The organism is Paenibacillus sp. FSL F4-0097 (assembly GCF_038593125.1).
In the GTDB taxonomy this organism is placed as follows: domain Bacteria; phylum Bacillota; class Bacilli; order Paenibacillales; family Paenibacillaceae; genus Paenibacillus_AQ; species Paenibacillus_AQ odorifer.
Genome location: NZ_CP151965.1, coordinates 2074898 through 2088045 on the forward strand (window position 1 = coordinate 2074898; position 13148 = coordinate 2088045).

Consider the following 13148-nt stretch of genomic DNA (forward strand, 5'->3'; position numbering starts at 1 on the left):
ATGAAAGGGGTGAGATTGTATGAAATTGAACTGGTTGCCTTCAACGTGCACACTAGGAAACTTGGGACTAGGATCACTGTCCTTATATTTTACGATTCAAGAACGATATAGCCTAGCTTTATTAATGATTTTGCTCGCGGCAATATGCGATGTACTGGATGGATTACTGGCAAGAATATTGCAATGTACTAGTGAATTCGGTAAACAATTGGACTCATTGGCGGATATTATATCATTTGGTTTAGCGCCTACCTTCCTTATCTTGTTGTATAGGTTAGAAGATGCCCACTGGATTGGACCTGCAGCTGCAGTTTTCTTTTTGATCTGTGGCGCACTTCGTTTGGCCAGATTTAATCTGTCGGCGCCTTCCAAAGGGTTCGTGGGGATGCCGATTACTGCTGCTGGAGTCATTCTGTCGATGATTTCTTTACTAGATGAACGTATGAAACCAGGACTGGTCATCGGATTAATGGCATTGCTGTCCGTAATGATGATTAGCCGTATCCCATTTCCGTCCCTTAAAAAATCCTTCAACAGGAAGTGATACACCCATGCCTTGGATTATAGAGTTTATTTCACAGTACGGATATTTAGCCATATTTGGCCTTATGGCACTTGGGATTATCGGACTTCCTGTGCCTGATGAGGTGTTAATGCTGTTTGTAGGCTATTTATCCTCCGTTATGGTTTTGGATTTTTCACTTTCTGTATTGGTTTGTTTCATGGGATCCATCACAGGAATGCTTATCAGCTATACTATTGGTCTAAGGCTAGGGCAACCTGTGGTAGCAAAATTCGGCAAGTGGGTTGGCCTTACACCCAAGCGTTTTGCCAGTATGAAAAGATGGTTTTTGCGGTTCGGAAACTGGGCGATTTTCATTGCTTATTTTATTCCAGGTCTGAGGCATGTATCGAGCTATATCTCTGGAATCAGTGCTATGTCTTTCAAAAAATATATACTTATAACGACTGCAGGAGCGCTAACCTGGTCACTCCTTTTTGTTTCTATCGGCTTTTTTGTGGGGGCTAAGTTTTCCTTTTTATAGCCATTGAAGTTTAACATTATTAATCGCAATTGAATGGAGCAAGATCAATGAATGTATTCAAGCGATTCTACGCGAATAGTACTACCAGACGCTTTTTTATTCTCGCACTTATCGGGTTGCTGCTGTACATGGTTCGTGGGATGCTTAATCTGGTGTTGCTGACGTTTCTGATTGCTTTTGTCATGAACAGCTTTCAGATTGTGCTCAGTAAACGAATTGGTAAATTCATGAAGGTTAACAGTAAGGTGATTATTGTCATTCTATACCTTGCTTTAATCGCATTGATTGTACTGGCCCTTGTAAAATATCTTCCTAAAGTATTGGAGCAGATTAAGCAATTGGCGATCTTCCTCACCAATCTCAAATCAGAGGATCTTCCGCAGAACAAGATTACATTATATTTGTATGATATGCTCAGGGACCTTAACTATCAGTCCTATATCAAAAGAGGCATCGATTATGTGCTGCAGGTTAGCAACTGGGGTGCAACTTTCGTTCTATCAACCATTTTAAGCTTTGTGTTTATTCTGGAGAAGAACCGGGTCGTCAGTTTCACTTCTAGGATGAGAGAGAGCAGGATTGCCTGGTTTTATATAGATCTGGAGTATTTCAGCCGAAAATTCATCGTTTCCTTTGGGAAAGTAATAGAAGCGCAAATTCTCATTGCCATGTTCAATACCTGTCTTACTGTTATTGGCTTGTGGCTGCTTAACTTCCCGTATTTATTTGCCCTGGCGATTTTGATTTTTCTGCTCAGTCTCATTCCGGTGGTTGGTTTTTTGATTTCGCTCATTCCGCTTTTAATAATTGGTTACAACATCGGCGGTCTTATAACAGTTACTTATGTGCTGGCGATTATTGCGGTGTTGCATTTTATCGAAGGTTATTTCTTGAATCCTAAGCTGATGTCCACAAAAATGAATTTGCCGATGTTCTTCACCTTTAGCGTGTTGTTGTTCTCTGAGCATTATATAGGTGTCTGGGGACTTATTCTTGGTATTCCTATCTTTGTATTTATGTTGGATATCCTTGAGATTACCCACGAAGATTCGTTCAAAAGAGCGAACCCCTAAGCTGAATACTAAAAGACTCAAGTTATAAGCTGTTTCCGGTACTTTTCCGGAGACAGCTTATTTGTCGTGCACATTGCTCAAAAAAATTGCTAATGGGCTTTTTTTGTAAATAACGTTTTATATTGTGTCCTGCTGTCATAAGTTAGCTAAGGGAGTAATGTTCAGAGTCTTTAAAGAAGGAACAGGAACAAAGGAGGTACAAAAAAGATGGAATCACAGCTGCGGAGGTATACCCCCTTTAGGGGCCCGTTTGATCCTTGCCCACCGGTGCCGTTCAAGACGTATGTAGTTCCACCCAATCAATTTATCACCTTTCAGCCACCCGATTTGCCACAGTTTAGTTTGCAGGAGGCTCTGAAGTATGGAACGCTCTGGCCAGCACTATTTAGTCCGTATGAATCCAAGTGCAAAGGAGGAGGAAAATAGACTATGGAGGCAAATCCTTGCGACCAACGTTATTATGAATTGCTTGAACAGTTGCAGACCCTTGATTTTGCCTTAGTGGAGTTGAACTTATATCTAAATACGCATCCTGACGATCTGAGAAGTATTGAACAATTTAATCAGCTTACGCTGGAACGAACCAAGCTAGCGAATCATTTTCAGGAGTTATATGGTCCGCTGCAGAATTTTGGCCGCGCTTATTCTAAATGTCCATGGGAATGGAATCAACCCCCTTGGCCTTGGCAGGTGTAAGAGGAGTATAACCGTAAGGAACTATTTTTCTAGAGGAGGGAAGTTCCCGAATGTGGATATACGAAAAAAAACTGCAATATCCGGTACGGGTGGGTAAATGTGATGTCCGGATGGCGCGTTATTTGAGTGAGCAATACGGAGGAGCAGATGGCGAGCTCGCCGCTGCACTACGCTATATGAATCAAAGATACACGATTCCAGATAAAGTTATTGGCGTGTTGAACGATATTTCGACTGAGGAATTCGCTCACCTTGAGATGATTGCCACGATGATCTACAAGCTGACGAAGGATGCTTCGGTATGTGAATTAGAGGAAGCGGGATTAGGGCCACATTTTGTAGCGCATGATCATGCCCTGTTCTACACGGATGCTAGCGGAGTTCCATTCACCGCAGCCTATATTCAAGCTAAGGGAGACCCTTTGGCAGACCTTTATGAAGACATTGCGGCTGAGGAAAAAGCCCGGGCTACATATCAGTGGCTGATTGACATGACGGATGACGTGGATCTGCAGGATAGCCTCAAGTTCCTGCGGGAGCGGGAGATTGTGCATGCATTACGGTTTAAGGAAGCGGTGCAGATTATTATTGATGATCGGAATCAGAAGCGGGTGTTCTAAGGATTTCTGTGAAAAAAACATTTAAAGCCGTTCTCTTCTATAAGAGAACGGCTTTAAATGTTAGAAAATATGGAGTGGCCAACAATCCAGCCATGCATAAAGCCATTTTTCAAGCCTTGTTTGGTCATTTCAATGGTAATGGTGAAAGCAGTAAAGCTCTTGCAGCCATTGGAGATGAGACACGTTAATCCATCAACATTGCTTTGATTGAAAGTGAAAGTGATTGCGAAAAAGAAACAGATATAATCGAATATTTGAAAAAAATAGCCATGTCAGCTTCGGCTAACAAGGCTGTTAATAATGTCACGAGTTCTGGATTCCATTATTTAATTGTTATCTTTATCGGTTTGTTTGATCAGTTCATAAGCGATATACCCCATCATTCCCAAGAACAACCCTGTGCCTGCAATAATGTAAACGATCGTAAATATTTTTCCGAGTGCTGTCTGGGGAACAAATGTTGGATGACCTAATGTACTAAGCGTTGCAACACAGAAATAAATAGCATCCAGGACAGACAAACCTTCCTGTTTGACATAAAAAATGGTTCCAGACAACAGCGTCATCAAAACTAATAAGAATAATACTTGGAAATTTTTACGTTTTAGCGCTTTCCATAAGCCCGAGAATAAACGTTTTAAAGTTAGTAAAAATGATAACATGCAGCTCCACCCTTCATTTATATTAGAGCATACATAACAAATTAACGTCAAATTTAAAATAGATTTGCAGGAAGAAACCGAGGAGGATGTGGGGAGCTTGAATTTCTAGCACTCAGAGCAGAAACTGGTCGCAATCCATTCAAAGCAAGTCTAAGCTATGTTATTATTACCTTATATTTTCCTATAAATAACAATATATAGAGTTTGGAGGTTTATGAATGAGAAGTAAGCGTAGCTTGATAATGCTGTTATTGTTTGCTTTGACGATTATACTTTCAGCCTGTAATGATAAAAAAACTGCAATATTATCCATGGATGAAATACAGGATCTAGCTCATCAAGGCGAGGCGTTGTCGTGGAAGGATTTTGAAGGTTATCCCTTTGAAGATGTCGGTTCAGGCTTGTACATCCGTAAATATGAAATCAATGAAAACTACCATGTGCTGGTGGGTGGCGGAAGTGTTGATGCAGCTCCTCTGTATATAAATCTTGTCAAAAGAAACGGAGAAAAGATCGATATCCGTTATGATGACATCGATCATTTTATCCTCAATTAAATGAGGGGCATTTAGGTCTATGGTTGGCGGGAATGGTGCGGAGAAATGTAGATCCAGAACAACGCGCCAAAAATGTAACTCCATCGGAGCTGGATGAGATTGTGAAGGTAGTTATTTTGAGCAGTCTGAACGGGGAACAACTTATACATAAGCTGCAAAATCTGCCGATTGTGATCTACCAGCATGGACAAGAAGATATTATGGATATAAGTCCCCAAGGCGTAAACAAATGGACAGGACTAAAAAATTTAGGCATAGAACCGCAGCAATTTATTGCTTTTGGTAACGATGCTAATGATATAGAAATGTTCAGACATTCCGCACACTCGGTTTGTGTTGGCGATCATATAACCTTGGGAGAAGTTGCAACGGAAAAGGTTAGTAGTGGTGAAGAGCAGATTGTTAGAAAAATAATGGAGCTGGCGGGAGGGCTGCGATAATTGTTGGGATGGTGATCACCAGCTCAGAGGTCATTGTTGCGGACTGTATAGTCGCTATTTCAGGATTTAGCTTCATTAGGCGGAGTGTTCGGACTCAGGAGGCGTTATCAAGTCAGAAGACAGCGGTTTTTGCACAAAAACAACTCAATAACGACTCTGGGGTCCGAAAAACCTCGTTTCTGCCTATTTCGAAGCCAATAAGGTCATTTGAGTCCGATGGTGGGAGGTTGGTCGCTATTTGCAACAAAACAACCTGCCATGAAATCAGCAGGTTGTTGCAGGGATGAGCAGAAGTAAGTGCGATAACTATTCTATATAAGTTCTTGGCGGCGATTTAAATAACGATATAAAACACAACCGGATATCGCGCATATAGCTGCACATAAACCGATAAAACCATACCCAGCTTGAAGTCCACGTAGCAAGCCAGTTTGTGATTCTGCTCCGTAAAGCCTCTTTACACCTTCGATTACTGCACCTATGGCATAGTTGCCAATCACGCTACCGACTCCCATTAGTGTAACTGTAAAGGTGATGGCAGTGTCACTGCCATGCGGATACCTTTTTGCGATAAACGCCATGACGGTCGGATAAATCATAGCGATACCTATGCCTGCTGCTGCAAATAGAAACGCGAGCTGTTCCCCACCCAAAATAGCAGCAAACGTACATAAGGCAGAGAAGGCTGAAAAGATGATAAGCGATAGATTGAAACCAATCTTATCTGTAACCGGCCCCAGCAGGAGCCTTGCTAGCGAGAAGCAGAGAAAAAAGGTGGACAACATACCAGAAGCTGTAACTGTATCCCACAAGTATGCTTTTTCTAGGAAATTCACTAGCCATCCACCTACTGCAAGTTCTGACACTACACCGAAAGAAAGAATAAGCACCATCAGCCATAAAGCGGGATCGCGGACCAGCGTTTTTAATGGGATCCGGTCCTCTTGCGGAAGATCGTCACCCGGAAATGTACTGCGCAAGGCAGATAGAATAGGCAGTAAAGATAAGCTTAGCATAATCAAATACATTCCGCGCCAGTCGAGTGGATGGCCAAATATACTTACCGACATGAGTCCTGTTGCCAGCAGTGGAGCTAAGGTTGAACTAAATCCGTAGAAAAAATGGGATAAGTTCATCATAGTCCCGGTATTTTTTACGAAGATGCGTGCTCCCAAAATGGCAAGACCAATCTCCAGCATTCCGTTTCCGATGTACATCAGGAAATAAGAAGCTGAGAAAAAGGGGTAGCTGTGGGAGATATAGATTAACACTCCTGAAAATATCATGGATGCAAAAGCAATGATACTGACAGCCTTGATCCCCCACTTCCGAACCAATACAGCTGTAAAGGAGCAGGCGATCAAATAACCTAATGCATTTAGGGATAAAAGGGAGCCAAGCTGTTTCTCGTCCAGATTAAAGTCGAATTGGATTCGCGGAATGGCGGGTCCTTTAATATTTTCCGATATGCCAAACACTATAAATCCTAAAAAGATGGTCGCCAATTGCATGGCATAAATCTTGTTAAATCCCCCGAAGCGCTTTTTCAAATTAAGATCCTCCCAGAACGGGTTACTTTATTGCTCAATGTCTCTGTAATACTCTTCTTTAAGTTTTTCCCAGTGTTGCTTATCGTCTTCGGTGATTGCTCTTAATACCTTGCATGGGTTACCCACCGCAATTACATTGTCAGGGATATCCTTAGTTACGACTGAACCTGCACCGATGATTACATTGTTGCCGATTTTTACCCCAGGATTAATTACCGCGTTTCCACCAACCCACACATTGTTTCCAATGGTAATCGGTGTACCGAATTCAAGCATACTAATACGCACGTCCGCATCTATGGGGTGACCAGCAGTATATACGCCTACTCTAGGTCCAAAGAGAACATTGTTACCAATCGTTACTTTAGCTACATCAAGGATAATGCAGTCAAAATTAGCGTAGAAGTTATTGCCAACGGTAATATTACTGCCGTAATCACAACGGAAGGGAGGTTCAACATATAATGATTCTCCTGTAGACTCAAATAATTGCTTGAGTAGTTCTACTCTATATTCACCTTGTTCTTCCGTCGTATTGTTAAATAAACGAGTGAGCATTCTGGATCTTTTGTTATCCTTTGCTAATTCTTCACCGCCTGCCATATATAGCTTTCCTGCGATCATGTTTTCTTTGTTTGTTGCCATTCGTAGTTCCTCCTGAAGTGTATGTTAGTTTTATGTTTTTAACGGCGCTTCTCAACCAACTGCAATGAGTAGGTTAAGCTTTCCAGTGTGATCGCAATTAATCCGTTCATGTAATGATCATCAGGTTGATCCAGCACAATTAAGTGAGGCATATGCTCCTCTGGAATCACTTCCAGACAACGTTGATAAATCGGCCGCACATTCTCTTGTTTGACTTGTTCTCCTGTGAGAGCTATGGTCTCTGGATTAATAATTGCAATCAGGGACGATATAGTGTGAGCCGCCAAAGGGATGAAGGTATCCGTGTGGTCCAAGCTACTCAATTGCTGTTCACGCGAGATTCCAAACGGTAAAAAAGAGACTTCACCAGCAAATCTAGTATTACCTTTGTGGATATGCCCGTCGATCATCATCCCGGCGCCTGGAAAAGCTCCTTTGATAAAGGTCACCACGACAATGGTTTTATCCTCTTCATAATCCTGCTGTTTATAGAACCCGTAAACGGTCAGATTCATATCATTTTCAATCGTGACTTCAAGCTCGTATTTTTCTCTGAGCAGTGATTCTAAGGGAGCATTAATTAACTCTTTAATGTCACAGATATTAATGACACCTTGGTGAGCAAGGCCGGGAATTCCAATCCCGACTGCCTTGATGTTGTTATATTGTTGGATAAGCGTATCCAGCAGATGGTCGATGGCTGCAGCATCTATGTACTCTAATTCCATCCATCCATGATCCACACGATCACCAACTGAATTGGTCACCGCATAGGTTATGGATTTCTGGCCATCCTCAATTTTGGCATAGATACATGCAATATAGGAAAAATCAGCGTTATAGATAAATCGTCTGGCCGGTCGACCTCCATTTGATGCCTCCAGTTCAGTCTCAATGACTTCACCAGTCTCCAGAAGTTCATTCAGGATATTTCCGCAGGTAGCAATACTTAATCCGGTGGCACTTGCAATCGTGGATTTGGTTCCTTCTTTCATCGATTTCAAGGCCTGCTTGATAAGCTCCTGATTTATCTTTTTAACACGAATAGAATTGTTTGCGATTTGGTTTATTTTATTCACCTCTAGACTTTTGAAAATAGTTATTAAAAGTATTATCAATACTATAACTTGGCTCTATATAATTGTCTAGCAATCGACAGTTTTTTATTGTGGATTTTTTTGAAATGACATGTGGCTTTTAATCAACCTGCGGTGTCTAATTAAATGTAAGGTCAAGAGGAGGTTCTTACAATGTCTGGAGCTCATGACAAATCCACTGTTTATCCGGATGCACAGGGAGACAAGCAAAGCTTTGAAATCACTTATAATCAATATCGCGAAAGAATCCATAAATATCTTTTGTTGAAAGTAAACTCGGGTCAGAGCAAATTCATAATCTTGTTATTCCTACTTTTCAATAATTAAATTCCGAGGGCTGGGATCTTTAAACGATCCGAACTAGAGTTGCATGAACAATTTGTTGTATATTTAAAAAATAGATAGTTAGATTTCTATTCAAGGGAACCCAGAAGCCATCTGGATGACTTCTGGGCCCTGAATATTTCGATGGAATGCCTAATATGATTAGCGGGTTTAAATCAGAATGTTAGCTTTAATTGGCATCCGCTTGTATAACAAAAGCATATCTATATTCTTTTTCTCCCCAGCTTGCCGTTATGCTAAAGCCTCTATAGTCTTTTTTGTTCTCTTCGTAAAACGAACTCAATGAAGAAGCCATATGCTTTTCGATCGTAAAGGAATATTTACCGTCTTCTTTTGTAATTGGAACTTCTAGTGTTTCTCTGGATGAAAATTGATAAGCTCCACTCTTATTTAGTACGCTATCTTCGAGCGATACATTATCTGGCTCAGAATCTCCAAAGTCTAGAGTAATGATTTCTCCATTTTTTAAATATTGAATATTCTTTACTGCATCCTGCTCAAAGGCGAATTCAAATCCACTTGCTTCAGCGTTTGAGGATAAGTCACTCTTCGCGTTAGCTAATTTAGTGTTAGATAATGTTGTACTTTTAATTTCTTGATCTCCTGCGCTTATCTTAAGATCTCCTATATTACTCTCTGCACATCCACTTATACCTATTAAAGAAACTATTAAAAGAATAGACAGCATCATTTTTTTCATCGAACAATAATCCACCTTTTCCGAAGAGTTTCACAAAAAGACCACTTGTAATGAGTGTACACTATGGAAATTAATAGAATCAATGTTATATAATTCACTAAGATACAAGCTGAGAATGTTCACTCATAATTTGAACCGGGGACATAATCTAGGGAAAATTTATATTCGGCCAGCCAGAACCTTCTGGTTGGTCTTTTTAATGTGATGCGTCTACTTTGTAGGCGATTTCGTTATATTTAGTAGATTGGTAGATTGGAGGGGAATTAAATCGGAGAGGACAAATGGGTCACAGAAGCGCAGCAGGGCAATGAGGCAGCGGTGGAATTATTAATTCGGTATACCTATAGCGATATTTATCGATTCATCAGATGGAAAATACATAATGACGAATTAGCCTGGGATCTTGCACAGACGGTGTATGAAAAAGCATGGGCCAAGCTTGGCAGCTATCAAAATAAACAGGGGAGTTTTCGAGCTTGGTTGATGGCGATCGCGCAAAATGTCTGCATTGACTATTTTCGCAGCAAAAGTGCTCGGCAAGCAGAGTTGAATCAAAGCTTATCTGATGAAATCACAGTCGAAGGAGACTTTCTTGAAGGAATATTACTTCGTGAAGAGGTTAAGCAGGTATACGCCGCGATTTGCTCACTGCCAGAGGAACAGAGGGATGCGCTCTTGTTAAGGTATAAATATGAATTTACGTTTACAGAAATAGCTGCCGTAACTCATGAACCTGAATCAACTGTGAAGTCAAGGGTAAGTCGATCACTGATAAAATTACGCGATTTACTAAGGTATTCCAAGCAAGAGGATATATCCCAACCCCTAAAGAAAGGAGCAGGGAAATGAGGGTTAAACGTAACCATCAAGATTACCTCAATCTAAATTTACAGGATGAGATGACAGCAGAGTCTGTAGAGGAGATCGTGAATTCCATCAAGTGCATTCCTGAACCGCCACTCCTTGACGGTTTTGCAGAAGAAGCCATGAGCAGGTGGAGAAGATCCAAGCGGGCTTTACCTGCGCCAGTCCCACCAGTTCCTCTATTTGTACGGGAACAGATGAGGATTCTTTTTTCACAGGGATGGTGGAGAGAAGTTGTGCTTGGTGTGATCTTGTTTGTAGTAGGATATTTGGTGCTGAGTGTTACGGAGATTGTTAGCCCTATGTTTATTCTGTCCATCGTGGGTTGTATTCCTTTACTGGTGGTCGTCTCTCATACGGCTCGGAATACGCTCTGTGGAATGGGAGAACTCGCACGTAGTTTTAGAATCCCGTTGCATCGGTATGTGCAAGCTCGGTTCCTTATGGCAGGGCTGATCTCACTAATGATTAACTTTAGTGTTACTGCTATGGTAACCCCTTTAGGGGGAAAGGAGTTTATGCTGCGTATGACCTTGCTATGGTGCATCCCAATCCTAATGAATGCGGCGGTAGCGTCAGTATTATCTACGCTGATACGTAATTTTAGACAATTAACGACCGTACTCTTCAGTTTGCCTCTCTTTTGGATGATTTTATTTTCCGGAGAATTTGCAGTGAGCTGGACGACGTCGGTTGAGTTATTTTGGTTAATGGGATTGGGTGTTCTGTCGGCAGTGTTATTTGTCTTAGCCATGAGGTTTCAATCCAGAGTATTGAGCAAGGGAGGGTTTCTGATTGGAGCTTAAACTATGTAATATCGTACATGATTTCGACAAAAAGCGAATTTTGAATACTATTAACCTTTCTATGTCACCTGGTGTGTATGGTCTTCTAGGACCTAACGGAACAGGAAAAACGACATTGATGCGTATTGTCGCAGATGTTCTGTATCCGACTCGTGGAAATGTACTTTTAGATGGACAAAACAAGGATGACATGGGGGATCAGTACCGGGCTCAGATTGGTTATTTACCACAGGAACTGGGGATGTACAATCATTTTTCAGCTCGTGATTTCTTGTATTATGTTGCTGCCCTAAAGGGGTTGACCAAGAAGGAGGCGAGTGATCGTATAGAGGTTCTGGCTCAAACGGTTAATCTATCCGGTGAAATGGATAAAAAATGCGGAAAGTACTCCGGCGGGATGAAGCGTAGACTCGGTATCGCACAAGCATTGCTTAATAATCCGAGCATCCTCATATTGGATGAGCCCACAGTAGGACTTGACCCCTCGGAACGCGTAAGATTTCGAAATTTAATTTCTGAAATATCAAATGAGCGCATCGTTATTTTGTCTACTCATATCGTTTCTGATGTTGATCATATAGCTAAACAGGTGCTACTGATGGGGCGAGGAGAGTTACTTCGTCAAGGAACAATTAAGGAGTTGACCGATGAATTGCAAGGAGAGGTTTGGGAGGTTCATATCCCTGCACGGTTGCTGGCTCAAATCGAAGAGAAGGGAACTGTAGTGAATGTGCAGCAGTCAGATACTGGACTAGTGGTTCGGATAGTCAGCAAGGATTCGCCAGTTGAGAATGCGGTGATGGTGAATCCTTCATTAGAAGATGTATATATGCATTATTTTCGGAGGGGATGATACACATGAACCGTCTGGTGATGTTTGAATTACGCAAAATTATGATTCCCAGAGTCTGGATTTCTATAGCTGGAAGTACTGCATTAGCCATTTTTTGTTTTGTTAGTTTCTACCCATCCGGTACGGATAGTCTATTGGTTGTAAACAAGGAAAAGCCTGAAGCTATCGCCGCTCATCTAGGACCGATTCAAGCAGATTTAGTTTTGAAATACGCTCCTAGACTCAAAGAAGAATATGCCGAAGACAGCGCTTGGTCCAAAGAGGAGAAGATGAAACGAATTCTGGAGCAACACTATGCTGGTACAGCTTATATGGTAGATCAATTCAACAGAAATTTAACAGAGCTGAGAGAGCGGAAGGTTTTATTGGAGAAGCAAGAACCAGGATCATATGCACTAAGAGATGTTACTAAAAAACTCTCCATGTTGGAGGAGGGAAAACCACGGGGGTTTTATGTAACGGAGGACTGGGACTTATTACATATATTTTTTTCAAGCTCGCCTGGCGTCGGCGATCTTCTGATCGGTCTTATTCTAGTATTTGCGCTGGCACCCTTGTTCTCTGGTGAGGAAAACTATAGAATGGATGCACTTATTCTATCTAGTAGATACGGAAGGTTGAAGATTGTTTCGGCAAAACTATTAGCTGGATTTATAGTTACGTTTAGCTGGGTTACTCTTTTTTACGGAATTTGCACATTGCTGGCCTGTTTACCGTTCGGCTTCGTGGGCTGGAATGCCCCGCTGAATAGTTACTTTTATTTTGATGAGACTCCATATGCCTTAACCCAGCTGCAGGGATTTGCCCTGAAATATGCTGTAACCTTGCTGGCTGCATGTGGTCTATTGTTATTGACGGCGCTGATATCCGCTTTGTGTCGGAGTAGCTTAAGCAGTCTTGGACTGGCAGCATTCGTAGTTATTCTTCCCCTTTTCTCTTTGCCTGGAATGTTGGGCAAAATAATCTCTTTTTTACCGTCAGGTGTAATGGTTAGCAGATCCTTAATCGTAAAATATGTATCCTATAACATTTTTGGCATCCCTATATTACATCTACCCTTGTCAATTCTTTCGGTGATAATCATAGGTATACTTGCTATAATGCTTATCCCCAAAGCTTTCGAACGTCGATTAAAGGTCTAAGTAGTAGGTAGGTTAAGATCGTTCCCGCTATGAAGGGGAGCGATCTTTTTTG

Annotated in this window: 18 protein-coding genes; 13 read left to right on the top strand and 5 right to left on the bottom strand. The window is 41.5% G+C overall.

Annotation, left to right across the window (positions count from 1 at the left end; all coding sequences use genetic code 11):
• The first annotated feature begins 19 nt into the window (after positions 1 to 19).
• The 7 genes from pssA (at position 20) to MHH86_RS09200 (ending at position 3623) form a co-directional block, all read left to right on the top strand.
• The gene (gene pssA / locus MHH86_RS09170) at positions 20 to 544 is read left to right on the top strand and encodes a CDP-diacylglycerol--serine O-phosphatidyltransferase (RefSeq protein WP_036684073.1); all 525 of its coding nucleotides are present in this window, start codon (positions 20 to 22) and stop codon (positions 542 to 544) included.
• 7 nt (positions 545 to 551) lie between these two features.
• Positions 552 to 1046 carry a DedA family protein gene (locus MHH86_RS09175; protein WP_076100017.1) on the top strand — a complete coding sequence of 165 codons (495 nt, stop codon included), beginning with the start codon at positions 552 to 554 and terminating at the stop codon, positions 1044 to 1046.
• Positions 1047 to 1093: 47 nt separating this feature from the next.
• Positions 1094 to 2119, top strand: coding sequence for an AI-2E family transporter (locus MHH86_RS09180; protein WP_076100015.1), 1026 nt, complete (start codon positions 1094 to 1096; stop codon positions 2117 to 2119).
• Between the two features lie 207 nt (positions 2120 to 2326).
• Positions 2327 to 2545: a spore coat associated protein CotJA gene (locus MHH86_RS09185; protein ID WP_036684070.1), complete on the top strand. Its 219-nt coding sequence runs from the start codon at positions 2327 to 2329 to the stop codon at positions 2543 to 2545.
• A gap of 3 nt (positions 2546 to 2548) precedes the next feature.
• Positions 2549 to 2815, top strand: a complete 267-nt coding sequence (locus MHH86_RS09190) for a spore coat protein CotJB (RefSeq protein WP_036684069.1) — start codon at positions 2549 to 2551, stop codon at positions 2813 to 2815.
• Positions 2816 to 2865: 50 nt separating this feature from the next.
• Positions 2866 to 3435 carry a manganese catalase family protein gene (locus tag MHH86_RS09195; RefSeq protein WP_036684067.1) on the top strand — a complete coding sequence of 190 codons (570 nt, stop codon included), beginning with the start codon at positions 2866 to 2868 and terminating at the stop codon, positions 3433 to 3435.
• Between the two features lie 8 nt (positions 3436 to 3443).
• Positions 3444 to 3623 (top strand): hypothetical protein, encoded by a 180-nt coding sequence (locus MHH86_RS09200; protein WP_076316606.1) that lies wholly within the window; start codon positions 3444 to 3446, stop codon positions 3621 to 3623.
• Positions 3624 to 3761: 138 nt separating this feature from the next.
• On the opposite strand, the gene MHH86_RS09205 is transcribed toward MHH86_RS09200, so the two are convergent.
• On the bottom strand, positions 3762 to 4097 hold the full coding sequence (locus tag MHH86_RS09205; protein ID WP_036684066.1) for a potassium channel family protein: 336 nt from the start codon (positions 4095 to 4097) through the stop codon (positions 3762 to 3764).
• A gap of 218 nt (positions 4098 to 4315) precedes the next feature.
• Here MHH86_RS09205 and MHH86_RS09210 point away from each other — a divergent pair, with 218 nt between their 5' ends.
• Together MHH86_RS09210 and MHH86_RS09215 are read left to right on the top strand one after the other, a co-directional pair.
• Complete coding sequence (locus MHH86_RS09210) at positions 4316 to 4654, top strand: hypothetical protein (protein WP_038569602.1); 339 nt, start codon at positions 4316 to 4318, stop codon at positions 4652 to 4654.
• A 32-nt stretch (positions 4655 to 4686) separates the two neighbouring features.
• Positions 4687 to 5094 (top strand): HAD hydrolase family protein, encoded by a 408-nt coding sequence (locus MHH86_RS09215; protein WP_081382534.1) that lies wholly within the window; start codon positions 4687 to 4689, stop codon positions 5092 to 5094.
• Between the two features lie 311 nt (positions 5095 to 5405).
• Here MHH86_RS09215 and MHH86_RS09220 read toward each other — a convergent pair whose 3' ends face one another.
• The 4 genes from MHH86_RS09220 to MHH86_RS09235 form a co-directional block, all read right to left on the bottom strand.
• A complete protein-coding gene (locus tag MHH86_RS09220) occupies positions 5406 to 6605 on the bottom strand; it encodes an MFS transporter (RefSeq protein ID WP_076100029.1) in 1200 nt (399 codons plus the stop codon).
• A 66-nt stretch (positions 6606 to 6671) separates the two neighbouring features.
• The gene (locus MHH86_RS09225) at positions 6672 to 7289 is read right to left on the bottom strand and encodes a sugar O-acetyltransferase (RefSeq protein WP_038569607.1); all 618 of its coding nucleotides are present in this window, start codon (positions 7287 to 7289) and stop codon (positions 6672 to 6674) included.
• Between the two features lie 38 nt (positions 7290 to 7327).
• Positions 7328 to 8236 carry an ROK family protein gene (locus MHH86_RS09230; protein ID WP_051491321.1) on the bottom strand — a complete coding sequence of 303 codons (909 nt, stop codon included), beginning with the start codon at positions 8234 to 8236 and terminating at the stop codon, positions 7328 to 7330.
• 664 nt (positions 8237 to 8900) lie between these two features.
• Complete coding sequence (locus MHH86_RS09235; RefSeq protein ID WP_076100009.1) at positions 8901 to 9431, bottom strand: hypothetical protein; 531 nt, start codon at positions 9429 to 9431, stop codon at positions 8901 to 8903.
• Between the two features lie 318 nt (positions 9432 to 9749).
• Between MHH86_RS09235 and MHH86_RS09240 the strand changes: the two genes are divergently transcribed.
• Genes MHH86_RS09240 through MHH86_RS09255 form a run of 4 tightly spaced genes read left to right on the top strand, consistent with a single transcriptional unit; the run spans position 9750 to position 13096 of the window.
• Entirely contained in the window at positions 9750 to 10280 is a 531-nt protein-coding gene (locus tag MHH86_RS09240) for an RNA polymerase sigma factor (protein ID WP_051491311.1), read from the top strand.
• Positions 10277 to 11101, top strand: a complete 825-nt coding sequence (locus tag MHH86_RS09245; RefSeq protein ID WP_038569608.1) for a hypothetical protein — start codon at positions 10277 to 10279, stop codon at positions 11099 to 11101. The genes MHH86_RS09240 and MHH86_RS09245 overlap by 4 nt, the downstream gene beginning before the upstream one ends.
• Positions 11091 to 11954, top strand: coding sequence for an ABC transporter ATP-binding protein (locus MHH86_RS09250; protein WP_076100008.1), 864 nt, complete (start codon positions 11091 to 11093; stop codon positions 11952 to 11954). The genes MHH86_RS09245 and MHH86_RS09250 overlap by 11 nt, the downstream gene beginning before the upstream one ends.
• Positions 11955 to 11959: 5 nt before the next feature.
• Positions 11960 to 13096 carry an ABC transporter permease subunit gene (locus tag MHH86_RS09255; protein ID WP_076100006.1) on the top strand — a complete coding sequence of 379 codons (1137 nt, stop codon included), beginning with the start codon at positions 11960 to 11962 and terminating at the stop codon, positions 13094 to 13096.
• Positions 13097 to 13148 lie beyond the last annotated feature (52 nt).

Excerpts from the sequence above, each read along its gene's own strand:
- MHH86_RS09205 (WP_036684066.1), bottom strand. The coding sequence starts at position 4,097 with ATGTTATCATTTTTACTAACTTTAAAACGTTTATTCTCGGGCTTATGG.
- MHH86_RS09180 (WP_076100015.1), top strand. The coding sequence starts at position 1,094 with ATGAATGTATTCAAGCGATTCTACGCGAATAGTACTACCAGACGCTTT.
- MHH86_RS09215 (WP_081382534.1), top strand. The coding sequence starts at position 4,687 with ATGGTGCGGAGAAATGTAGATCCAGAACAACGCGCCAAAAATGTAACT.
- MHH86_RS09190 (WP_036684069.1), top strand. The coding sequence starts at position 2,549 with ATGGAGGCAAATCCTTGCGACCAACGTTATTATGAATTGCTTGAACAG.
- MHH86_RS09235 (WP_076100009.1), bottom strand. The coding sequence starts at position 9,431 with ATGAAAAAAATGATGCTGTCTATTCTTTTAATAGTTTCTTTAATAGGT.
- MHH86_RS09195 (WP_036684067.1), top strand. The coding sequence starts at position 2,866 with ATGTGGATATACGAAAAAAAACTGCAATATCCGGTACGGGTGGGTAAA.
- pssA (WP_036684073.1), top strand. The coding sequence starts at position 20 with ATGAAATTGAACTGGTTGCCTTCAACGTGCACACTAGGAAACTTGGGA.
- MHH86_RS09210 (WP_038569602.1), top strand. The coding sequence starts at position 4,316 with ATGAGAAGTAAGCGTAGCTTGATAATGCTGTTATTGTTTGCTTTGACG.
- MHH86_RS09245 (WP_038569608.1), top strand. The coding sequence starts at position 10,277 with ATGAGGGTTAAACGTAACCATCAAGATTACCTCAATCTAAATTTACAG.
- MHH86_RS09220 (WP_076100029.1), bottom strand. The coding sequence starts at position 6,605 with ATGCAATTGGCGACCATCTTTTTAGGATTTATAGTGTTTGGCATATCG.
- MHH86_RS09185 (WP_036684070.1), top strand. The coding sequence starts at position 2,327 with ATGGAATCACAGCTGCGGAGGTATACCCCCTTTAGGGGCCCGTTTGAT.
- MHH86_RS09175 (WP_076100017.1), top strand. The coding sequence starts at position 552 with ATGCCTTGGATTATAGAGTTTATTTCACAGTACGGATATTTAGCCATA.
- MHH86_RS09255 (WP_076100006.1), top strand. The coding sequence starts at position 11,960 with ATGAACCGTCTGGTGATGTTTGAATTACGCAAAATTATGATTCCCAGA.
- MHH86_RS09225 (WP_038569607.1), bottom strand. The coding sequence starts at position 7,289 with ATGGCAACAAACAAAGAAAACATGATCGCAGGAAAGCTATATATGGCA.